This is a genomic window from Streptomyces sp. NPDC051569 (assembly GCF_044454085.1).
Classification (GTDB): Bacteria; Actinomycetota; Actinomycetes; order Streptomycetales; family Streptomycetaceae; genus Streptomyces.
Map to the genome: position 1 here is coordinate 382,852 of NZ_JBITDJ010000004.1, position 20,334 is coordinate 403,185.

Here is a 20,334-nt window from a genome sequence, read left to right on the forward strand (position 1 = left end):
GTCGGCGGGCCAGGGCCTCCGGGCGGGGAACATCACGGCTTATGTGCCGATATGAACCACCGACGGCGGCCACTCCGCGCCGGTGGCGTTCGACACACCCGCCCCTTGCCGTGCCGGGTCGGGTCAGGTGCCGGGCGACACGGCACGTCTCCCCCGGATGGGCGTCCGGGAATCACCCGAACGGATCACAGCGCAACCGCTCCCCGGGGCGGACCATGGCTTCCACGCACACGTCGTGCGCACCGCCGCTCGTGAGGAGCCCTCGTTGCCTCGTGACGCATCATCTCCGCGTACCGCCCCGCCGCGTACCGCCTCGCCCCGCAGCTATCTCATGTGCCCGCCGCACCACTTCAGGGTGACGTACTCGATCAACCCCTGGATGGACCCGGCGAAGCCGGTGGACCTGCCGCTCGCCCTCGCCCAGTGGGAAGACCTCCGCGACCGCTATCTGGCGCTCGGTCACTCCGTCTCGTTCCTGGAGCCGGACCCCGGACTGCCCGACATGGTGTTCGCGGCGAACGGCGCCACGGTCATCGACGGCCGGGTGCTCGGCGCCCGCTTCGCCCATCCGGAACGGACCGGCGAGGCCGAGGCGCACCTGGGCTGGTTCCGCGCGCACGGCTACACCGAGATCCACGAGCCCGCGCACATCAACGAGGGCGAGGGTGACTTCGCCGTCACCGCCTCGTACCTGCTGGCCGGGCGCGGCTTCCGGTCCAGCCCGCTCTCGCACGACGAGGCGCAGGAGTTCTTCGGCCGGCCCGTGATCGGCCTGGACCTCGTCGACCCGCGCTACTACCACCTGGACACCGCGCTCTGTGTCCTGGACGACGCGGCCGACGAGATCATGTACTACCCCGGCGCCTTCTCCCCGGGCAGCCGGGCCGTCCTCGCCCGGCTCTTCCCCGGCGCGCTCATCGCCGGCGAGGAGGAGGCAGCGGCGCTCGGCCTCAACGCGGTGAGCGACGGCCGCCATGTGCTGCTGCCGCAGGCCGCGGCCGGGCTCTACGCGCCGCTGCGCGAGCGCGGGTTCGAGCCGATCGGCATGGACCTCGGTGAGCTGCTCAAGGGCGGCGGCAGCGTGAAGTGCTGCACGCAGGAGCTACGCGTCTGACGCGTCCGGCCCCTCGGGCCCGGTGTGCGGCGGCGGCCACGCGTCGCCCCACGCCGTGTCCCGCGCCGCCCGGTACAGCGGGCCGTGCCGCTTGGCCACCGTCTCCCGCCGCAGCCCGTCGTCCGCCGTGCACAGCTCCAGCAGCACCTGCCCCTTGCGGATCTGCGGCTTGCGCGTCACCCGCGCGGGCACCGGCCGCGCCGCGAAGCGCACCGCCGCGACGTAGCTGAACTTCTCGTCCTCGTACGGCAGCGAGCCGCCCTTGACCTGACGGTGCAGCGAGGAGCGGCTGACCCGCGCCGCGAAGTGGCACCAGTCCGCGCCCGGCTCGATCGGGCAGGCACCGCTGTGCGGGCAGGGCGCCGCGATCCGCATGCCCGCCGCGATCAGCTGGTCCCGGGCCTCGATGATCCGCAGATAGCCGTCGGGGGTGCCGGGCTCCACGATCACCACGGCCCGCGCGGCCCGCGCGGCCTCGGCGACGAGCGCGCCCCGGTCCCGCTCGGTGAGTTCCTTGAGTACGTAGGAGACCGTCACCAGGTCGCTCTCCGGCAGCTTCAGCGCGGCACCGATCCTGGCCTGCCGCCATGCGGCGTCGCGCAGCGCGGGGGTCCCGGACGTCCCGGCCAGCTCGCGCCCGAGGGCGAGTGCGGGCTCGGCCCAGTCCAGCACGGTGGTGGTACGGGGCTCCGCCCAGGTCGCGTCCGCCGCCCAGATCGCGGCGCCGGTGCCACCGCCCACGTCCACGTGGCTGCCGGGGGCCCAGTCGGGCGCGGCGGCGGCGAGGCCGTCCAGCGCGGCCCGTACCGCCTCGAACGTCGCGGGCATCCGGTACGCGGCGTAGGCGGCCACGTCGGACCGGTCGCGGAGCACGGGCGCGTCCGTCGGGGTGGTGCCCCGGTAGTTGGCGATCAGGCGCTCGACGGCCTGGGCGGCCTGCTTGGGCGGCAGCCCGTCGAGGAGTCCGGCGAGCGCGGCGCGCAGGGCTTCCGCGGTGGGGAGGGTGGCGTTCACCGCCGAATTTTAGACCGCCCGGCGACGAGGGGCGGCGCCGGTGCGGTGCCGGACCGTAGAGGGGGATCGAACTGCGAAGGAGTCATGCGCGGTTGCTACTCTGACGCCGTCGTCCGGCAGTGACTCTCACCTGCCCGGCAGTAGCTCTCACGGGGGGACCATGAGACAGAGGGTCGTACGCGGGGTCCTGGTGGGCGGCGTGATCGTGCTCGCCCTGATCCTCCTGCTCGCCACCTGTGGCGCGAAGCGGGACACCAAGGGGGCCGAGGGCCCCAGGAAGCCGGTCGTGAGCAGCCCGGTCAGGGTGACTCAGCTGACCGTGCCGTCCACGTTCGACACGACGCGCGGCTGGGACATCGCCCCCGCCTCCCCGGATTACGCGGTCGCGGGCGCGGCGGGCCGTATCGCCTATCTGGAGCGGGTCAACGGTCTCCAGTTCCGGCTGCGGACCCTGGACCCCGGTACCGGGGAGCACGACTGGGACGGTCCGCCCTGGCGGTCGCTCTTCTCCCCCGACCGCTTCCCCCGGCTGCTCTCGGTGACCCAGGCGGAGCGGGAGTTCTTCGTCACCTGGTCGTACGGACGGCTCGAAACGGACGCGCTGACCCCGTCGGACTTCATCGTGTCCCTCGATGTGTACGACGCGGCAGACGGCTCCCGGCGACGGGTGGAGGTGCCCTGGCCCGACGCGCCGATCGTCACCGCGACCGGACCCTCCATCCTGATTAGTGACGGCAAGGCGGCCAGCGCCGTCGTCGACCCGGCGACGGGCGACGTGGTCCAGGTCGCGCCCGCCTCGCTCGGTTATCCCAAGGGCTGCGCGCAGTGCCGGAAGCTGACCGAGGTGCGCGGGACGACCGGCCAGGGGCTGCTGGTCAGCGGCGCCAGGGAATTCTGGGTACGCGGCGGCTGGTTCAGCCGGAAGGTCGCGCCGAAGGACACCGATCCCGCCTCCGGTGTGCCCGCCTCGATGGCCCACGGCTATCTGCTCGCCAAGTGGCAGAAGAAGAAGGGCGCCAAGGACGCCGGCACGCACGAGATCTGGGCGCTGCACGACACCGCGACCGGCGCCGCCGTGGCCCAGGCGCAGTGCCGGAAACCGGCGATCGCCCCGGGCGACGACCCGCGGCTGATCGCCTCCCCCGTGGGCCACTACCTGGTCGCCGGGAGGCTCGCCTTCGACCTGGTCGCGAAGACGGCGTACTGCTTCGAGGAGCCGGACGGCACCAAGCCGCTCACGCTGACCACCGTCACCGACGACGGCACGGCGTACGGCGCGACGGACGCCCGGTCCCCGGCGGACGCGCTGGCGGGCGGCGGCACCCCGGTGACGGTGGACCTCACCACCGGGACGCCCGCGATCCTGCCGTCCAACATCCGGTTGCCCGGCGGAGAGACCACGGCCGCCGGTCTCTTCCGCTGGACCGACGAGAAGGACATCCCTCATCTGACCGGCTACCCACACCGCGACTGAGGGCCCGGCGACCGAGGGCCCGGCGACCGAGGGCCCCGGACCCTCGGTCGCGCATCGGCCGGACGTGACTCAGGCGACGGCCGGGTTCTCCCGCCGTTCCCTGGGGTGCCGGTGCTGCCAGGGACGTACGAGCCCCAGGAAGCAGCCGACCGCGCCGACCGCGCACACCACCTGGACGACGGCCATCGGGACCGCGGTCCCCTCGCCCGCGACGCCGACGAGCGGCGAGGCGATGGCGCCGATCAGGAAGGACGACGTACCGATGAGGGCGGAGGCGGAACCCGCGGCGTGCGGGGCCCGCATCAGCGCCTGGGCGTTGGTGTTCGGCAGCGCCAGGCCCATCGCGGACATCAGCACGAACAGCGCCGCCGCGATCGGGAAGAGCCCCACAGGACCGAACACACCGGTGGTCATCAGCAGCAGCGCCAGCCCGGCGAGCGCGATGACGGCGAGTCCGAGGCCGAGCACCCGGTCCATGCTGACCCGGCCGACCAGCACCTTGCCGTTGAGCTGGCCGACTGCCATCAGACCGATCGAGTTGACGGCGAAGAGCAGGCTGAAGGTCTGCGGCGAGGCACCGTAGATCTCCTGCACCACGAACGGCGAGGCGGAGATGTACGCGAACAGCGCGGCGAAGGCGAGCCCGCCCGACAGCACGTAGCCGGCGAAGACCCGGTCGCCGATCAGCCCGCGCATCGTACGCAGCGCCTCACCGACCCCGCCGCTGTGCCGGTTCTCCGGCGCCAGCGTGTCGTCCAGCCACTTCCAGACGACGAAGGTCAGGAGCGTCCCCACCACCGTGAGGATGACGAAGATGCCGCGCCAGTCGGTCAGGCGCAGCACCTGGCCGCCGATGACGGGCGCGATGACCGGCGCGACGCCGGAGATCAGCATCAGCGTGGAGAAGAAGCGGGCCATCTCGTCGCCGTCGAACAGGTCACGCACGATCGCGCGGGAGATGACGATGCCCGCCGCGCCGGCGAGCCCCTGGAGCAGGCGGAAGCCGATGAGGAGCTCGACGCTGGGCGCCACGGCGCACATGGCCGTGGCGATGATGTAGACGACCATGCCGAACATCAGGGGCTTGCGGCGCCCCCACTTGTCGCTCATGGGCCCGACGATGATCTGACCGAGCGCCATGCCCGCCAGACAGGCGGTGAGGGTGAGCTGCGCGGTCGCGGCGGGCGAGTCCAGTACGCGGGTGACCTCCGGCAGCGCCGGGAGGTACATGTCCATCGACAGCGGGGGCAGTGCGTTGAGCCCGCCGAGGACCAGGGTGACGAGCAGTCCGACGCGGCGCGCGGGTGCGGGGCCGGTGGGCGGCGGGGAGGGTGACCGCGGGGATGTCAGCCCCGGGGACGCCGGCCCCGGGGAGGGTGCCTGTGAGGAGGGTGCCTGTGAGGGGGCTGACTGTCCGGGGGCCGGTCGCTGCCCCGGAACGTGGGTTTCACCTGGTGTTGGTGTTGGTGCCGGACGCCGTTGTCCTGGCCGTATGTGTCCGTTCTGCCCTGCGGTGATCTGACCGCCGTCCGGCATCCGTATCTCCATGTCGTCGAATCCTTACCTATGCTCTCAGCTCAGCTGGAGTGTTCGAGACCGTTTAAATTGAGGCAGCTATGACAGCGGTAGAAGTGACACAGGACCGAGCTGTGCGCTGGGGCGTACTCGCGACGGGCGGCATCGCCGAGCGGTTCACCACCGACGTGCTGGGGGTGCCCGGGGCCGAGGTCGTCGCGGTGGCGTCGCGCAGTGACGCGTCCGCGCGGAACTTCGCGGACCGGTTCGGCATCGAGCGGGCGTACGGCGACTGGGCCGGGCTCGTCGCCGACGAGGAGGTGGACGTCATCTACGTGGCGACTCCGCACTCCGCGCACCGGGCCGCCGCCGGCCTGGCTCTCGCCGCCGGGAAGCCGGTGCTGTGCGAGAAGCCGTTCACGCTCAACACCCGCGAGGCCGAGGAGCTCGTCTCGCTGGCCAGGAAGCGGAACGTCTTCCTGATGGAAGCCATGTGGACGTACTGCAATCCCCTTCTCCTGCGCATGGTGGACATGATCAAGGACGGTGTGATCGGCGAGATCCACACCATCCACGCCGACTTCGGCATCGTGGGCCCCACCGACCCCGAGCACCGGCTGCGCAACCCCGACCTGGGGGGCGGCGCCCTGCTCGACCTCGGCGTGTATCCGGTGGCCTTCGCTCAGCGCCTGCTGGGCGAGCCGGACCGGGTGCTGGCCGACGCGCTGCTCTCCCCCGAGGGCGTGGACCTCAACACCGGTGTCCTGCTGGGCTGGGAGTCCGGGGCGCAGGCGCTGCTCTCCTGCTCGGTCACGGCCAGGAGCGCGCAGGACGCGTCGGTGATCGGCACGAAGGGCCGGTTCGAGGTGCCCGGTCTGTACGACCCGCAGCGGATCGTCCTGCACCGGGAGGGCCAGGAGCCCGAGGTGTTCACCCTGGAGAGCGAGCTGCGCGGGATGCAGCATGAGGCGGCCGAGGTGATGCGCTGCCTGCGGGCCGGCGAGACGGAGTCCCCGCTGGTGCCGCTGGACGGCACCCTCGCCGTGATGCGGACGCTCGACGCCGCGCGCGAGCGCATCGGCGTCCGCTTCCCCGTCGACGCGTAACCGGCCGGGGACCGCACCGGACCGCACCACACAGGAGCGCACCGGACCGACGACGTCTCGGGCCGGTGTCCCGCGCCCGACTGTCCGTCCGGTGCGACTGTCCGTCCGGTGCGACTGTCCGTCCGGTGCCGGTCAGGCAGGCCTGAGGCCCTGATCGCCCGCCTCGGTCACGAAGGACCCCACCGTCGTGACCGGGGCGCCGGGCTTGGTGACGGCGCTGACCGCCCGGAAGTCCGCCCGTGCCTCCTGGACGCCGAGCGCCACGGTCACATAGCCGCGCCGCCCGTGGTAGAACTTCATGTGCCCGTTGGCCGCCATGTGCGCTGCCCAGTCGGCCGGTTTGTCCGTACCGTCCTTGCCGCTGGAGATCGAGGTCGCCACGATCTCGGTGCCCAGGGTGCGTGACTCCGGGTCGTTCCAGTCCTTCTTCAGGTCGTACGCGTTCGCGGTGTGCACATCGCCGGTCAGCACCATGAAGTTCTTGAGCCCGGCGGCTTCCACGCCGTTCATGAGGCGCTGTCGGGAGGCCGGGTAGCCGTCCCAGGCGTCCATCGACAGCTTGAAGTCGGCGGTGGGCAGATTGCGCCGCTGGGAGAACGTGACCTGCTGCGGCATGACGTTCCAGGTCGCCGTGGAGCTCTTCCAGCCGTCCAGCAGCCATCTCTCCTGCGCCTGCCCTGTCAGGGTGCGCGCGGGGTTCTCCGATTCCGGGCCCGGCACCTGCCAGCCGTCCCCGTACGCCTGGTCGGAGCGGTACTGCCGGGTGTCGAGGATGTCGAACTGCGCGAGCCGGCCGAACTGGAGCCGGCGGTAGAGCCGCATGTCGGGCCCCTTGGGCTCCTGCGGGGCGCGCAGCGGCTGGTTCTCCCAGTACGCGCGGTACGCGGAGGCGCGGCGCAGCAGGAATTCCTCGGGCGGGACGTCGTTCTCGGGGGTGTCGCCCGCGTAGTTGTTCTCCGTCTCGTGGTCGTCCCAGGTGACGACGAACGGGTGCGCGGCGTGCGCGGCCCGCAGGTCCGCGTCCGACTTGTAGAGGCTGTAGCGCAGCCGGTAGTCCTCCAGCGTGACCGTCTCGCGGTTGAAGTGCGCGGGCAGCCGGCGGTCGGTGTACTTGCGGGCCCCGCCGACGGCGGTCACGGCGTATTCGTACAAATAGTCGCCGAGGTGGAAGACGACATCGAGGTCCTCCTCGGCCAGGTGCTTGTACGCGGTGAAGTAGCCGTCGTGGTACGCCTGGCAGGAGACGGCGGCGAAGGTGAGGCGGCTGATCGCGGTGTTGCGCAGAGGCGCGGTGCGGGTGCGGCCGACCGGGCTGATCCAGGTACCGGCGCGGAAGCGGAAGTAGTACACGCGGTCCGCGTCGAGACCGGCGACGTCGACGTGCACGCTGTGGTGGAACTCCGGGTGGGCGTCGAGCCGTCCGCTCGTGACGATCCGGGAGAAGCTGGTGTCGCCGGCCACCTCCCAGCGCACGGAGACCCGTTCCGCGGGCAGTCCGCCGTCCGCCTCGTACGGGCTGGGCGCGAGCCTGGTCCAGAGCAGGATGCCGTCCGGGCGCGGGTCCCCGGAGGCGACGCCGAGGGTGAACGGGTCCGTGGAGATCTTCCTGGTGTCCAGCTCGGCGGCGCTCGCGGCACCGGTGGCCGGCAGGTTGACGGCGAAGGCGAGCGCGGCGGCGGCCGCGGTGCCGGTGAGGAACCGGCGGCGGCCGAGGCGCGCGGCGGCGGCCCTCAGCTCGGGTGCGTGGGTGCCCTGCGCGTGGCGGTGTACAAGTGTCATGTGCCCCTCCCCTGACGGCGGCTGTCACTCGCGTTACGGTCGAGCGCGAAGGCGCCCTGTTGTCGGGTGCACAACACGCATAGGGCGACCGGATGGGGTCCGCGTGCTGCGCTCAGTTGTACCTTACGTACGCTCCGTGTCCGCGAACGCCATGCGGAAGATCAACACCATGTAGAAAATAAGATCAGCTTCCTCTTTTCGGTCGTTCTCGACGCGGCGGGAATGCGTCCGGCCGACAGGGGAGTTGGCGCAGTCATGAGCCCACAGAGCGCATCCGGTACGACGTCACCCGCCGAAGTCCTCCGGTACACGGCCTTCTCCAGCGATCCGGGGGGCGGCAACCCCGCCGGAGTGGTCCTCGACGCGGCCGGACTCCACGACGACGAGATGCTCGCGATCGCGGCGGAGCTGGGATACAGCGAGTCCGCGTTCCTCACCGCGCCGCCCGGGGGACTCGGCGGCGGGTCCGGCCGGGCCTTCACCGTCCGGTACTTCAGCCCGAAGGCGGAGGTCCCGTTCTGCGGACACGCCACGGTCGCCGCCGCCGTCGCCCTGGCCGAACGCACGGGCCCCGGAGACCTCGTCTTCGCCACCCGCGCGGGGACCGTACCGGTCACGGTCACCGAGACGGACGGGACGCTGCGGGCCACCCTCACCAGCGTCAAGCCGTACGTGGCCGGCGTGGCCGAGCAGGACGTACGGGAGGCACTCACCGCACTCGGCTGGCCGGCCACCGACCTGGACCCGGCCCTGCCGCCCCGCATCGCCTTCGCCGGCGCCCGCCACCTCGTCCTCGCCGCCGCGAGCCGCGCCCGGCTCGCGGACCTCTCGTACGACTTCGCGCGCCTCGAAGCACTCATGCACCGGCTGGACCTGACGACACTTCAGCTGGTCTGGCGCGCCTCGGCGACGGTCTTCCACGTCCGCGACCCGTTCCCGGTGGGCGGCGTGGTCGAAGACCCGGCGACGGGTGCCGCGGCGGCCGCCTTCGGCGCGTACGCCCGCGAACTCGGCGCCGTACCGGGCGAGTCGGTCCTCACCCTCCACCAGGGCGAGGACCTGGGGCGCCCGGGACTGCTGACGGTGGAGCTGCGGGAGGGTGACCCGCACATCCGGGTGAGCGGCGCGGGGGCCCGGATCCCGCAGCCGGCGGACTGAGCGCCGGGCGGCGGGCGCCGGGCGTTGGGTCAGCGCCGGGGGCTGGACCGATCCGCGCCGCTGAGGAGGCTTCCCCGGTGGCCCATGCTGAGCATGCTCTGCCGGTAGGCCCACAGGGCGCGTTCCTTCTCGCCGCACCGCTCAAGGATTTCCGCGAGTTCCGACCAGGCGAACGCGGCCTGGCGTCCGGCCTCGGACGCCTCCAGCATCAGCGCGCCGCGTTCGTAGGCGATCTGCGCGGCGTCGTGATTCCCGAGGGTGAGCTGCGCGGCGGCGAGGACCAGCTGCGTACGCGCGCTCTCCAGCCGGTGCTCGGGCCCCAGCAGATCCAGCGCCCGGGCCGCGTGCCCCAGGGCTCCCTCGGCATCACCCAGCATGAGGTCGGCACGGGCCAGCGCCGTCTCCACATAGGCGACGTCGATGCTGCTGCCGACGGAGCCCAGCACCTGGGCGCTCTGCTGGAGCAGTTTCTTCGCCGTGTCCGCGTCGGGCTCCTCCGACTGCAGCAGGACGCCCGCATAGGCGTTGCGGACGCGGGCCAGCGCCCGCTCGTCATCACCCTCGGAATAGATCGCCAGGGCCTTGGTGATCAACGACAGCGCCTCGTTCGACCGGCCCTGGCGGTGCATGACCACACTGGCGTTCCAGTAAGCCGCTCCCAGGGCCTTCCGGTCCGTGACGATGGCGGCTTCCCTGATGGCCCGGGCGGCCAGGTAGTCGGCCCGGTGGAGATCGCCCCGCTCGCAGTAGATGCCGACCAGGGTGGACAGCAGTTCCAGGTAGGTGACCGTGGGCGGCAGTTGGGCGGCCTTGAACTCGTCGAGCGTGCTTTCGGCGAGCTCGATGGCGTGCGAGAGGTCGCCCAGCTCCCGGTAGCAGCGGCACAGCGACATGACGACGGTGAACTGGGGAACGAAGGCCCGCAGCTCCCCCAGCGACATCTCACGCAGGGCTTCGAAGCGGGCGACGGCCTCCTCCAGCTGCCCACCGGCCTCCAGCGACTGCGCGACACCGAGTTCGGCCGCGCACCAGATGGCCGGGTGCTGCGAGACGGACACTTTCTTCCGCAGCTCCTCGAACCCGGATCGCGCGGCCTGCGCGTCCCCGTTCCGCAGCGTCATCTCCGCGTAACGCAGCTCGACCTCCAGCGATGTGGCGTCCGGCTTCGCGCCGGCCCCGCTGAGGTAATCGGGCTTGCAGCCGAGCCGTTCCGCCAGCAGGCGAATGACATCGGCGGACGGTTCGCGCTTTCCGGCTTCGAGCAGCGAGATGTAGCTGGGGGAAAGGTCCTTCCCCGCCAGAACCTCCTGTGACATTCCGGCAGCACGCCGTAGCCTTTGAATCCGCGATCCGATTGATTCACTGCCTGGCATCTGAAAGTGCTCCACCTTGACGGGAAATGAAAAAATCTTGACACGGCGAAAGGGATCGAGTCAATGCGCTCTCCCGCTTCCGGACGCGGCGGCATCGGGAGATCGGCAGCCGCTCCATTAACCGGTGGACAGGCGCCGCTTCGAGGGATGGGATGGCAGATCCATCGAATCCACAGCATTCAGCCCGTTCGAGGAGCTGCCTCTTGTCCGCCGATGATTCGTCCTCCGTCGAGGTGTACGCCGACGCGGCTCTCGTACGCCGACTGCTCGCGGGGCAGTTCCCACAGTGGGCGGACCTCCCCCTCGCGCCGGTCACCTCGCCCGGCGCGGACAACGTGACGTATCGGCTCGGCCAGGATATGTCCGTACGGCTGCCCCGCTACTCCAGGTGGGTCGGTCAGGTGGAGCGGGAACAGCGGTGGCTGCCGCACCTCGCTCCGCACCTGCCGCTCGCCGTCCCCACGCCGCTCGCACAGGGGATCCCCGCCGAGGGCTACCCCTTTCCGTGGTCCGTCTACCGCTGGCTCGAAGGCGAGAACCCGGCCGTCGGGCGCATCACCGATCCGGTCCGGGCGGCGAGGGATCTGGCGGAGTTCATCACGGCACTCCAGGGGATCGACTCCGCCGGCGGTCCGCCTCCCGAGTGGAGTAACGGATTCCGTGGCGTTCCCATGGGTGATCCCGCCGATTCGGCGGCCGTCGAGGAGCGTGTCCGCTCCCGGATCGCCGCCCTGGAGGGCCTGGCCGACACCGACGCGGTGACCGAGGTATGGGAAGCGGCCCTGCGGGCACCGGCCTGGGACGGTCCGCCCGTCTGGATCCACGGGGACCTCGCGCCCGGCAACCTGCTCACCGTCGACGGCCGGCTCAGCGCCGTCATCGACTTCGGGACGCTGGCCGTGGGCGATCCCGCGTGCGACCTGCTGGCCGCGTGGTCATTCCTGCCCACGGAAGCCAGGGACGTCTTCCGCGCCGCCCTCGGGGCCGACGAGGCGACGTGGGTACGGGGGCGTGGTTGGGGACTCGCCACGTCGCTGCCTTCCCCCGCCGACCTCGCGGACACCGATCCCGTGCGTGCGGCCCGCGCCCGGCGCCTGATCGATGATCTGATCGCGGATCACCGGAACGACAGCGCACACCGGCCCGCCTGACCACCGGCCGCCTGACCACCGGCCCGCCTGGCCACCGGCCCGCCTGACCACCGGCCGCCTGACCACCGGCCCGCCTGGCCACCGGCCCGCCTGACCACTGGCCGCCCGGCCGGGCGCCGTCCGCACCACCGGCACCGTCCGCACCACCGGCACCGTCCGCACCACCGGCACCGTCCGCACCACCGGCACTGTGGACGCCACCCGGCTCAGTGACTGGTGGTGCAGTCGTGGTCGGCGTGGTGGAGACGGGCGAGGAAGGCGGCGACAGGCGCCGCTTCGCCGGGGCGGAGAAACCGGGCGAAGTGCCGCTCGATGCCTTCGAGATGGACCTCGGACGCCGCCGCGAGCCGTTCCCGGCCGCGCTCGGTGAGTTCGGCGTATATGACGCGCCGGTCCTCCTCCGAGGGCGCGCGGCGCACGAGGCCGGCGGTGTGCATCCGCCCCAGCAGTCGCGTCAGCCCTCCCGTGCTGTAGACGACGGCCTCGGCGAGGTCGCTCATGCGCATGCGGCCGTGGACGGTCTCGGCCAGTCGCAGCAGGACGTCGTACTGGCTGAGGCCGATACCGGCCCGCTCGGCCATCTCGGCCTCCATGGCCCTTGTTATCTGGTTGTAGGAGAGCAGGTAGTGCCGCCAGGCGGCCAGCGCTCTCGGGTCCGATCCTGGGTCGCTCATCGGTGTGTCCCCTCCCGCCGGGAATTATATCTGTACCTACAATAGTTGTACCGGCAGATAAACGAGAGGCCGCCTGGGCGGCTCGCACCGGAAGCCAAGGAGAGGGACTCATGAGCATCCCGGCCGGATCCATCGGACTGAACATCGACCCCTCGGCCTCGGGGGTGCAGGCCGCACAGCGCCTGACCCGCCTCGCCGAGGACAGCGGCCTGGACTTCGTCGGGATCCAGGACCACCTCTACCACCCGGAGTTCCTGGAGACATGGACGTTCATGACCGCGCTGGCCATGTCCACGCAGCGGCTGACGTTCACCACCAACGTGGCCAACACCGTGCTGCGCCCGCCGGCGCAGCTGATCAAGGCCGCCTCGACCCTGAGCCTGCTCAGCGGCGACCGGGTCGTGCTGGGCGTCGGGGCGGGTGCCGCACCGCAGGCCACGGCGGCGTACGGCGGTCCTGAGTACTCCCCGGGCCAGGCGGCGAGCGCCTTCGAGGAATCCATGCGGGTCATGAAGGCGATGAGCGACCCGGCCGGGCGCTCGGTGCGGATCAACGGCGAGTACCACCAGGTCAACGGCGCCCACCCCGGGCCGCTGCCGCCCCGGCCGGTCCCGATCATGGTGGGCTCGTACGGGCCGCGCATGCTGCGGATCACCGGGCGGCTGGGCGACGGCTGGCTACCCACCAACGCCTACGCCCCGCCGGAGCGCGTCCCGGAGATGCAGCGGATCCTCGACGAGTCGGCGGCCGCCGCCGGCCGCGACCCGAAGGCCGTACAGCGCGTCTACAACGTGATGGGCACGATCACCGACGGCGGCCCCACCTCCGAGGGCCAGAGCCTGACGGGCCCCGCCGGCTTCTGGGTGGAGACCCTGGGGCGCTACCGCGACGAGCTCGGCTTCGACTCGTTCCTGTTCTGGCCCGTCAACGCCGACCCCGAGGCCCAGACAGCACTGTTCGCCGAGCACGTGGCACCCCACGTACGCGCCCGCACCGCCGGCTGACCACCCCCGCCGCCGACCGCCCCCACCCCACTCACCGAAGGAACACAGACATGAGCACCACGCCCGCAGCGGATTCCCGCGACGAGAAAATAGCGGTTCCCCCCGAGGGCACCTGGCACATCGACACCCTGCACTCCTACGTCGGCTTCACCGCCCGGCACCTGGGATTCGTCCGGGTCCGCGGCCGTTTCACCGACGTCGAGGGCACCATCCGTATCGCCGACCCGGTCGAGGAGACGACCGCGGACGTACGGATCGCGATGGCCACGGTCGACACGGGCGTCCCGTTCCGCGACCAGCACCTGCGGTCGGCCGAATTCTTCGACACCGACCGGCACCCCGTCATGGAGTTCCACGGCCACCGGGTCCGCCGTGCGGAGAGCCACTGGGAGCTGGACGGCGACCTCACCGTCACGGGCACCACCCGCCCGGTGACCCTGACCGGTCAGTTCCTCGGCCAGGACACCTACCCCTTCACCGGCGGCCGCCGCCTGGCGTTCACCGGACACACCACCGTGGACCGCCGCGACTTCGGCGTCTCCGCCCTGCCCCCGCTCCCAGGAGCGGAGATCTTCGTCGGCGCCACCGTCGACATCGATCTGGAGATCAGCATGGTGGAGGGCGAGATCCGCCCCATCGTCGAACAGTTCCTGGGTCGCCCACTGGCCCTGTGACCGCCTCCACGTGACACGGGCCGCTCCGCGCCTCGAAGGCGACCTCCACCACCGGCGCGCCGCACCCTGTTACGAATCGAAGGTTCACGCCCGTCGTAACCGGGGGCCTCGGGGTCGGGGCTCGGGCAGAGATTGCCGGAGCCGGGGCGCGGACCGGTCCGTGCGGTACCGGTGTGAACGCGGCGTCGGAAATCCGCCGGCACACCTGAACGGCCGGGAGTAGGTGGATGGGTACGACGACGCCGTGAAGTTGCCTTGACTTCATCTCAGATTCCGCACACCAACTTCAGCCCCACGCCTACTGGAGCGGGGCTGAAGTTGCGCTCCGCCCGCTATCTCGGGGGTACCGTTCCTGTTGTCAAGTCAGAACAGGAGCCCAGTATGCCTGTACGTCCTGCCGAACACACCGGCGCGCGAGTAGCGCGCAACCGCGTGCTTCGCCACCTGACGCAGCAGGGCCTCGCGAATCGAGCCCACGTCTCGGCGTCCCTGATCAGCAAAGTGGAACGAGGCACCGCGCCAGCCACCGCCGCTTTTCTTGGCGCTGTAGCGCGCGCCCTCGCTGTATCCGTGAATGAGCTTACGGGTCAGCCTTACATAGAAGAACTTCGTGCAGACCAGATCGATCAACTCATTCAGCCGATCCGCGAGGCGCTGGACGTTTATGATCTTGGCCCAGACCCTGAGATCCTGCCCCGCGCCCACGCCGTCCTGGCTGACGAGGCCAGGAAGCTGGGCGAAACTATCCGGGAAACGAACCTGCGCGCTGCCGCAGCAGCCCTCCCCGCTCTGATTCACGAGACGACGACCGCAGCCCACCTCACCCCGTCCGATGCCATGTGGCGAACTCTGGCGTACCTGTATCGGTCGGCCTACGACATCGCAGGCAAACTGGGGTACAGCGACCTTTCCACGACCGCTCTGGACAGGCTCGATTGGGCCGCTGTTCGAGCTTCCGATCCCGTTCTGGCGTCACTGCGTCAGTACTTTCGAGGGCAGGCCTACCTTCGAGCGGCGCAGTACAACATCGGCAAGCGGATCGTTCTGGCTGGCCTCAGTACGATCAAGCAGGCCGAGCCCTCGCTTGAGCGGAACGTAGTAACTGGCCAACTGCACCTCGGGGCCGCAATCCTCGCCGCTCGGGACAACCGAGAAACAGACGTAACCGGGCACTTGGGCGAAGCTCTCCGAATTGCCAAGATCACGGGTCCGGCCGAAAAGGTGCTGTGGTGCTCCTTCGGCCCGGCCAATGTGGCACTTCACCGAGTAGCGGCGCACTCCGAGATGAGCAACTTCGGCGACGCGGTGGAGGCTGCCGAGGGGATCGCCCTCGACACTCTGCCAGCTTCCAGAGTTGGCCATCATTACGCCGACCTGGCGCGCGCGCAGATGTGGTCGGGCAAGCCGGATGCGGCTTACCTGACCCTTCGAATGGCACGGAAGGCCGCACCGCAGCAGACAAGGTATTCGCCGCTGGTCCGCCAGACCGTGGAGGATCTGGCCTCCCACTATCGGCGGGTGCCCGACAATTTCGCGAATTTCGCTCACTGGATTGGCATGTAACACTGCGTCAATCTCGGGCCTCGACTGACAAAGACTCTTGTCAGTCGAGGCCCTTTTTTGTCGCCACCCTGGTCATGTGACTCACCCCGCGCAGCCCCAGGAGGAGGAGCAGACGATGACGGCCGAACCTGAGCTCCCACCTGACACGGGCAATACATCCCCTCGCCTAGCGGAACCGTCGGCACTCGATCTGGCGGCGATGGACGAGACCGTGAGGTGGGCGGTCGCCATCCGGTTCGCGATGCCGGAGCGGTCGGAGATCGACGAGGCCACCCGGACACTCGTCGGGCACACGGAAGAGCTGCTCGGACGGGATCTGGGCTACGACGAGGACCATCTCGTCCGTGAGGTCTACCGCGAGGCGTACGGGCTGCTGGACCTCGGTCGGCGGCCCACCGGGACGGCGACGCAGTTCAGCGCGTACGAGTACCTGCGCGAGCTGGCCCGCGTCACGCTGCGTCTCGCCTCGGCCTACCGCGAGACCCACGAGGGTGGCGGGGAGCGATGAGCGTCGAAGAGAGCGACATCGTCAAAGAGGCGAACACCTATCTGCACGCCCACCCGGGCGAGACCAAAGCGCTGACGCCGCTGTTCATGGCAGCGTGCGATCACACCCGGCTCCGGACCTGCCATCACGCGGGAAGCTGCCCGCTGGTCACGGCCGGCGCGATCGTGGTCGACGAGCAGAATCGGGTGCTCTCCCTGTGGAACGGCCGCTGGGCTCTCGCCGAGGGCTCTCCCGACGACCAGGACGACTCGCTCAGCGACGCCGCCCTCCGCGTGCTGGAGGAGTTCGCCGGCATCTACGACGTCTGGGCGGCCCCCGGGGAGGAGGGCCCTCTCCTGATCGACGTCACCGAACCGGCCCCCGAGTTCGGGGGAGCGCGGAAGCGCTACGGCTTCCGCTACCTGTTCCGCGCCCACTCCGACGCGCTGTCACCCGTCGTCGCGGTCGGCGGACAGGCCCGGTGGGTGCCACTCGACGAGATCAGCCCCCTCATCCGCACCCGCGTACTCCACCGGCCGGCGGTCTCACTGTGAGCCCCCGGGGACAGCAGATCGCCTACGTGCTCGCGGTCCTCTCGGTCGGCACGGCCCTCGTCGTAGCGATCGGGAGGGGCTGATGAACGGCGCCGGGCAGTCGGCCGCCCCTCCCAGGATCTTCGCCATTGAGCAGCAGCCCGATGAGGTTCGTGTCGGGGATCTCGTCCGGCTCGACCAGGCGCTCCACGAGGTCTCGACCATAAGGGCCACACCTACCGGACGCAGGTGTCTGATCTTTCGCGATCACGCGCCGTGGCTCATGGACGGGCCCCGCATCATCTACCGCCCCCTACTCCGTGCGGGCAGCGGCGTGTGGCCGCTGCTCCCCCCGACCTTGAAGAGCGGAAGGCTCCATGAAAATCCTGAAGAAACTGATCGACCGGCTGCGCGACGCGGTGCTCCGCAGGCGGATCCAGCGCTTCCAGCGGCAGGCGGTACGGGACCGTCACGACCGCACGGTGGGTCGCATGGAGGCCGCGCTCGTACGGCTGGAAGAGCAGACCCTTTACGACAGCATCTTCGGCTCCGGCCGCTCGGACAGGAGCTGAGAGTCCCACTCTCATCCTCGCCACGGCAAATAGCTAGAAGAAGGTTCACCGCATGAAGAAGAAAATGCTCGTCGCCACACTTCTGGCCGCCGCAGCGGTAGGCGTGGCCTGCCTCGCGGTCACCAGTCGGCAGCACCGGGAGAGGTGTCTCCTGGCGACGGCCGCCATGCATCAGAGACTGATGGCGGATCAGGAAAGGGATGCGACGCTCGCTGCGATGTCGCCGGCGCTCGACTCTTGCACCGAAGAGCAGCGGGTTCACACGCTGCACTGCAACCGCTGGATGGTGCTGTGGACGTCGCAGTTCCGCACACGCGTCGTCGCTCCCGGCGCGATGCACGGTGTCGCGGTCGACTTCATGGCGAACCCGCGGAACGCCGAATTCTGGAAGAAGGCCCGGAAGGTGCGGATCGCGGAAGCGCGGGACAGCACGGACCGTGAGTTCGTCGAAATCTTCGAGCAGGCGTACCGCGCGACGTTCCGGTCCCCGGATTGCACGAATCTCAGCAGCTGATCGTGCCCTAAAGACTCCGCCCCGAAGTGATAGGGGGCGGAAATGTCCCGCTCGGCCGCTCCTATATGCGGGGAGGGGCGGGAAGAGCGGGGCGTGGAAGCGGGGGAGGCAGGGCGGCGCTCTGTCTCCCCCGTACGACCCGTACCGGCCCCGCAGTACTCGACGCAACTTCCGATCGCGACACGAAGAAGGAGCACCACATGGCACCGACGACTCTGGAGATCCGGCCGCCCCAGGCGGCCGTACGTCCCTTCGGCTTGACCAAGGCCGTCCCCGTGCGCGCCGAGGCGGGTGTGTGGCCCGTCCTGTCCCTCTGCCCTGAGCGGCAGATCAGCGTCACCACGGACGGGGAGCCGTTCATCCACGCCCCGTCGATGAAGTCCGCGTTCGAAACGGTCTCCCAGACGAGGGAGGACAGCCAGCTCGACGAGTCGAAGTCGAACGACACCGACTGACCTGACACCGGCCGAATGAACGGAGAACCTGATCAATGACTGTTCTGGTGTTGACGCGCGAGGACGACGCCACCGCTGATCTGGTGATCGCGGAGCTCAACGAACGGGCCGTGCCCGTGCATCGGCTCGACCCGGGAACGAGTTTCCCCGCTGCCCTGCGGTTGACGGCCCGCGTCGGCCGTCTGCGGGACGTCTGGGAAGGCACCCTGCGCGGTGAGCACCGGACCGTGGATCTCGATCATGTGCGCTCCGTCTACTACCGGCGTCCATCGGAGTACGCCCTCCTTCCCGGCCTGCCGGAGGAGGACGCGCAGTGGGCAGCCGCCGAGGCCCGAGCCGGTCTCGGCGGCGTGCTCGCAGCGCTGGACTGTGTCGTCGTGAATCGCCCGCACCGCAACAAGGCGGCCGGCGTCAAGCCGGTGGCGCTCGCGACCGCCGGACGCTGTGAGCTCGCTGTTCCCGACACCCTGATCACCAACGACGTGGACGAGGCTCGCGCGTTCGTGCGTGGCCTTCCTGGTGGGGTCGCCGCGTACAAGGGGCTGGGCACGCACCCTCCCACTGGCGTTGACGGTGAGCCGAACGCGCTGTGGACCACCCAGGTCCACGCCGAAGAGATCACGGACTCGGTGGCCCTCACTGCCCACCAGTTCCAGGAGTGGATACCGAAGGCGTACGAAGTGCGGGTCACCGCTGTGGCCGGCCAGCTCTTCGCCGCCGAGATCCACGCCGGATCCGAGGCGAGCCGCATCGACTTCCGCACCGACTACGACAGCCTCAACTACAAGGTCACCAGGGTTCCGTCACACGTCGACGGCGGCATCCTCCGCCTGCTGGACACGTTCAAACTCCATTACGCCGCTATGGACTTCCTCGTTAGTCAGGCCGGGGACTGGTACCTGATCGACCTCAACCCCAATGGGCAGTGGGCGTTCATCCCGGAGCTGCGAACTCCCATCACCCGAGCCCTGGCCGACCTTCTGGAGGCACCCCTGTGACCACCGACACCACGCCCACCGCCGACGATCTGCGCCGCCTGATGACGGAACGGCTCGTCTCCTCGGGCGACCTCGCCTCCTATCCGTGGCGTGAGGCGTTCGCCAGCGTGCCCCGGCATGCGTTCGTGCCCGCGTTCACCGTGCGCTCGGAAGGTGTCAAGCACACCTACGACGAGACGGACGCGGCATGGCTGGCCGCCGCCTACGGTGACGTCTCTCTCCTGACCCAGTTCGATGAGGCAGGTACGGCTACCAGCTCCTCGACACAGCCCTCTCTCATGGCCCGGATGCTGGAAGCGCTGTTCGTACGGGACCGGGACACGGTTCTGGAGATCGGTACGGGCACCGGCTATAACGCGGCCCTGCTCTCGCACCGACTCGGAGCCGACCGTGTCACCTCGGTCGACATCGACCCCGACCTCGTGGACGCCGCGCGCGAGCGGCTCCGCAGCGCGGGATACGAACCCACCCTCATCGCGGGCGACGGCATGGCCGGCTGCGACACCCACGCACCGTACGACCGGCTGTTGGCAACCTGCGGCGTCGGACGTATCCCCGACGCATGGCGGGCACAGGTCCGTCCCGGAGGGGTCATCGTCGCCAACGTCGGGCTGGGCATTGCCCGCCTGTCCATCGAGGCGGACCACAGCGCCTGCGGGCCGTTCCTCACCGATTGCGCGGCCTTCATGTCCGCCAGGCCGACACCGGACACCATCCGCAACACGGCCCAGAGTTCATACGGAGCGCTCCTCACGTGGACGGGCGAGGAGCGGGAGATCACGCTCGTCACCACGCTCGGGGCCGAGGTGCCCCAGCTCCTCGCGTCGCTCGCGCAGCCGAACGTCATGGAGTTCACCCTCACTGCCGACGACGGCCGGACGATCCGCTGTCTCCTCGACGCGCAGACATCGTCGTGGGCCCGCATCACCCAGCTCGACCCGACGACGGCGCACCTCGAACACGGCGGCCCCCGCGACCTCTGGGCAGAGCGCGTACCGCTGCTCACCCACTGGGTCGCGGCGGGCCGCCCGGGCGCGCATCGCTACGGACTCACGATTACGGCCGCCGGCCACTGCCTCTGGCTCGACTCCCCCCGAGGCGACTCCTGGCACCTCACCTGAACCTGAGCCCCCGCTAAAACCCGCCGGAAGGGGCGGCAGCGCGCAGGCTGCCGCC

At 70.2% G+C, this 20,334-nt stretch carries 20 protein-coding genes; 15 read left to right on the plus strand and 5 right to left on the minus strand.

The genetic code is table 11. The features are described from left to right. The first annotated feature begins 265 nt into the window (after nt 1-265). A complete protein-coding gene (gene ddaH, locus ACIBAE_RS09895; protein ID WP_399283569.1) occupies nt 266-1,114 on the plus strand; it encodes a dimethylargininase in 849 nt (282 codons plus the stop codon). On the opposite strand, the gene ACIBAE_RS09900 is transcribed toward ddaH, so the two are convergent. Beyond that, nucleotides 1,103-2,128, minus strand: coding sequence for a small ribosomal subunit Rsm22 family protein (locus ACIBAE_RS09900; protein WP_399283570.1), 1,026 nt, complete (start codon nt 2,126-2,128; stop codon nt 1,103-1,105). The genes ddaH and ACIBAE_RS09900 overlap by 12 nt on opposite strands. A gap of 160 nt (nt 2,129-2,288) precedes the next feature. Between ACIBAE_RS09900 and ACIBAE_RS09905 the strand changes: the two genes are divergently transcribed. After that, nucleotides 2,289-3,602 (plus strand): hypothetical protein, encoded by a 1,314-nt coding sequence (locus ACIBAE_RS09905; RefSeq protein ID WP_399283572.1) that lies wholly within the window; start codon nt 2,289-2,291, stop codon nt 3,600-3,602. Between the two features lie 69 nt (nt 3,603-3,671). Here the strand turns inward: ACIBAE_RS09905 and ACIBAE_RS09910 are convergent, their stop codons facing one another. Continuing rightward, the gene (locus ACIBAE_RS09910; protein WP_399283804.1) at nt 3,672-5,138 is read right to left on the minus strand and encodes a multidrug effflux MFS transporter; all 1,467 of its coding nucleotides are present in this window, start codon (nt 5,136-5,138) and stop codon (nt 3,672-3,674) included. Between the two features lie 80 nt (nt 5,139-5,218). Here ACIBAE_RS09910 and ACIBAE_RS09915 point away from each other — a divergent pair, with 80 nt between their 5' ends. Continuing rightward, on the plus strand, nt 5,219-6,223 hold the full coding sequence (locus ACIBAE_RS09915) for a Gfo/Idh/MocA family protein (RefSeq protein WP_399283574.1): 1,005 nt from the start codon (nt 5,219-5,221) through the stop codon (nt 6,221-6,223). 132 nt (nt 6,224-6,355) lie between these two features. Here the strand turns inward: ACIBAE_RS09915 and ACIBAE_RS09920 are convergent, their stop codons facing one another. After that, nucleotides 6,356-8,002, minus strand: coding sequence for an alkaline phosphatase D family protein (locus ACIBAE_RS09920; RefSeq protein WP_399283576.1), 1,647 nt, complete (start codon nt 8,000-8,002; stop codon nt 6,356-6,358). Between the two features lie 255 nt (nt 8,003-8,257). Here ACIBAE_RS09920 and ACIBAE_RS09925 point away from each other — a divergent pair, with 255 nt between their 5' ends. Further along, the gene (locus ACIBAE_RS09925) at nt 8,258-9,160 is read left to right on the plus strand and encodes a PhzF family phenazine biosynthesis protein (protein ID WP_399283578.1); all 903 of its coding nucleotides are present in this window, start codon (nt 8,258-8,260) and stop codon (nt 9,158-9,160) included. 29 nt (nt 9,161-9,189) lie between these two features. Here the strand turns inward: ACIBAE_RS09925 and ACIBAE_RS09930 are convergent, their stop codons facing one another. Further along, on the minus strand, nt 9,190-10,533 hold the full coding sequence (locus ACIBAE_RS09930) for a helix-turn-helix domain-containing protein (RefSeq protein WP_399283580.1): 1,344 nt from the start codon (nt 10,531-10,533) through the stop codon (nt 9,190-9,192). A gap of 203 nt (nt 10,534-10,736) precedes the next feature. On the opposite strand from ACIBAE_RS09930, the gene ACIBAE_RS09935 reads away from it, so the two are divergent. Then, complete coding sequence (locus ACIBAE_RS09935) at nt 10,737-11,684, plus strand: aminoglycoside phosphotransferase family protein (RefSeq protein WP_399283582.1); 948 nt, start codon at nt 10,737-10,739, stop codon at nt 11,682-11,684. Between the two features lie 206 nt (nt 11,685-11,890). On the opposite strand, the gene ACIBAE_RS09940 is transcribed toward ACIBAE_RS09935, so the two are convergent. Then, the gene (locus tag ACIBAE_RS09940; protein WP_399283584.1) at nt 11,891-12,358 is read right to left on the minus strand and encodes a MarR family winged helix-turn-helix transcriptional regulator; all 468 of its coding nucleotides are present in this window, start codon (nt 12,356-12,358) and stop codon (nt 11,891-11,893) included. Nucleotides 12,359-12,468: 110 nt separating this feature from the next. On the opposite strand from ACIBAE_RS09940, the gene ACIBAE_RS09945 reads away from it, so the two are divergent. The 10 genes from ACIBAE_RS09945 (at nt 12,469) to ACIBAE_RS09990 (ending at nt 20,279) form a co-directional block, all read left to right on the plus strand. After that, nucleotides 12,469-13,362: an LLM class flavin-dependent oxidoreductase gene (locus tag ACIBAE_RS09945; protein ID WP_399283586.1), complete on the plus strand. Its 894-nt coding sequence runs from the start codon at nt 12,469-12,471 to the stop codon at nt 13,360-13,362. Nucleotides 13,363-13,412: 50 nt separating this feature from the next. Then, entirely contained in the window at nt 13,413-14,036 is a 624-nt protein-coding gene (locus tag ACIBAE_RS09950; RefSeq protein ID WP_399283588.1) for a YceI family protein, read from the plus strand. Between the two features lie 381 nt (nt 14,037-14,417). After that, the gene (locus tag ACIBAE_RS09955; protein ID WP_399283590.1) at nt 14,418-15,599 is read left to right on the plus strand and encodes a helix-turn-helix domain-containing protein; all 1,182 of its coding nucleotides are present in this window, start codon (nt 14,418-14,420) and stop codon (nt 15,597-15,599) included. 115 nt (nt 15,600-15,714) lie between these two features. Beyond that, a complete protein-coding gene (locus tag ACIBAE_RS09960) occupies nt 15,715-16,107 on the plus strand; it encodes a hypothetical protein (RefSeq protein ID WP_399283591.1) in 393 nt (130 codons plus the stop codon). Continuing rightward, on the plus strand, nt 16,104-16,640 hold the full coding sequence (locus tag ACIBAE_RS09965; RefSeq protein WP_399283593.1) for an NUDIX domain-containing protein: 537 nt from the start codon (nt 16,104-16,106) through the stop codon (nt 16,638-16,640). The genes ACIBAE_RS09960 and ACIBAE_RS09965 overlap by 4 nt, the downstream gene beginning before the upstream one ends. 356 nt (nt 16,641-16,996) lie before the next feature. After that, complete coding sequence (locus ACIBAE_RS09970) at nt 16,997-17,191, plus strand: hypothetical protein (RefSeq protein ID WP_399283595.1); 195 nt, start codon at nt 16,997-16,999, stop codon at nt 17,189-17,191. Between the two features lie 52 nt (nt 17,192-17,243). Beyond that, complete coding sequence (locus ACIBAE_RS09975) at nt 17,244-17,705, plus strand: DUF6082 family protein (RefSeq protein ID WP_399283596.1); 462 nt, start codon at nt 17,244-17,246, stop codon at nt 17,703-17,705. A gap of 200 nt (nt 17,706-17,905) precedes the next feature. Further along, complete coding sequence (gene tgmA / locus ACIBAE_RS09980; RefSeq protein ID WP_399283597.1) at nt 17,906-18,160, plus strand: putative ATP-grasp-modified RiPP; 255 nt, start codon at nt 17,906-17,908, stop codon at nt 18,158-18,160. A 35-nt stretch (nt 18,161-18,195) separates the two neighbouring features. Further along, nucleotides 18,196-19,158, plus strand: a complete 963-nt coding sequence (gene tgmB / locus ACIBAE_RS09985; protein ID WP_399283599.1) for an ATP-grasp ribosomal peptide maturase — start codon at nt 18,196-18,198, stop codon at nt 19,156-19,158. Next, complete coding sequence (locus ACIBAE_RS09990; protein ID WP_399283601.1) at nt 19,155-20,279, plus strand: methyltransferase domain-containing protein; 1,125 nt, start codon at nt 19,155-19,157, stop codon at nt 20,277-20,279. The genes tgmB and ACIBAE_RS09990 overlap by 4 nt, the downstream gene beginning before the upstream one ends. Nucleotides 20,280-20,334 lie beyond the last annotated feature (55 nt).

What these genes read in the sequence shown, in the direction of transcription:
- ACIBAE_RS09905 (WP_399283572.1), top strand. Translation starts at nt 2,289, where the DNA reads ATGAGACAGAGGGTCGTACGCGGGGTCCTGGTGGGCGGCGTGATCGTG.
- ACIBAE_RS09910 (WP_399283804.1), bottom strand. Translation starts at nt 5,138, where the DNA reads ATGCCGGACGGCGGTCAGATCACCGCAGGGCAGAACGGACACATACGG.
- ACIBAE_RS09915 (WP_399283574.1), top strand. Translation starts at nt 5,219, where the DNA reads ATGACAGCGGTAGAAGTGACACAGGACCGAGCTGTGCGCTGGGGCGTA.
- ACIBAE_RS09920 (WP_399283576.1), bottom strand. Translation starts at nt 8,002, where the DNA reads ATGACACTTGTACACCGCCACGCGCAGGGCACCCACGCACCCGAGCTG.
- ACIBAE_RS09925 (WP_399283578.1), top strand. Translation starts at nt 8,258, where the DNA reads ATGAGCCCACAGAGCGCATCCGGTACGACGTCACCCGCCGAAGTCCTC.
- ACIBAE_RS09930 (WP_399283580.1), bottom strand. Translation starts at nt 10,533, where the DNA reads ATGCCAGGCAGTGAATCAATCGGATCGCGGATTCAAAGGCTACGGCGT.
- ACIBAE_RS09940 (WP_399283584.1), bottom strand. Translation starts at nt 12,358, where the DNA reads ATGAGCGACCCAGGATCGGACCCGAGAGCGCTGGCCGCCTGGCGGCAC.
- ACIBAE_RS09945 (WP_399283586.1), top strand. Translation starts at nt 12,469, where the DNA reads ATGAGCATCCCGGCCGGATCCATCGGACTGAACATCGACCCCTCGGCC.
- ACIBAE_RS09950 (WP_399283588.1), top strand. Translation starts at nt 13,413, where the DNA reads ATGAGCACCACGCCCGCAGCGGATTCCCGCGACGAGAAAATAGCGGTT.
- ACIBAE_RS09955 (WP_399283590.1), top strand. Translation starts at nt 14,418, where the DNA reads ATGCCTGTACGTCCTGCCGAACACACCGGCGCGCGAGTAGCGCGCAAC.
- ACIBAE_RS09960 (WP_399283591.1), top strand. Translation starts at nt 15,715, where the DNA reads ATGACGGCCGAACCTGAGCTCCCACCTGACACGGGCAATACATCCCCT.
- ACIBAE_RS09965 (WP_399283593.1), top strand. Translation starts at nt 16,104, where the DNA reads ATGAGCGTCGAAGAGAGCGACATCGTCAAAGAGGCGAACACCTATCTG.
- ACIBAE_RS09970 (WP_399283595.1), top strand. Translation starts at nt 16,997, where the DNA reads ATGAAAATCCTGAAGAAACTGATCGACCGGCTGCGCGACGCGGTGCTC.
- ACIBAE_RS09975 (WP_399283596.1), top strand. Translation starts at nt 17,244, where the DNA reads ATGAAGAAGAAAATGCTCGTCGCCACACTTCTGGCCGCCGCAGCGGTA.
- tgmA (WP_399283597.1), top strand. Translation starts at nt 17,906, where the DNA reads ATGGCACCGACGACTCTGGAGATCCGGCCGCCCCAGGCGGCCGTACGT.
- tgmB (WP_399283599.1), top strand. Translation starts at nt 18,196, where the DNA reads ATGACTGTTCTGGTGTTGACGCGCGAGGACGACGCCACCGCTGATCTG.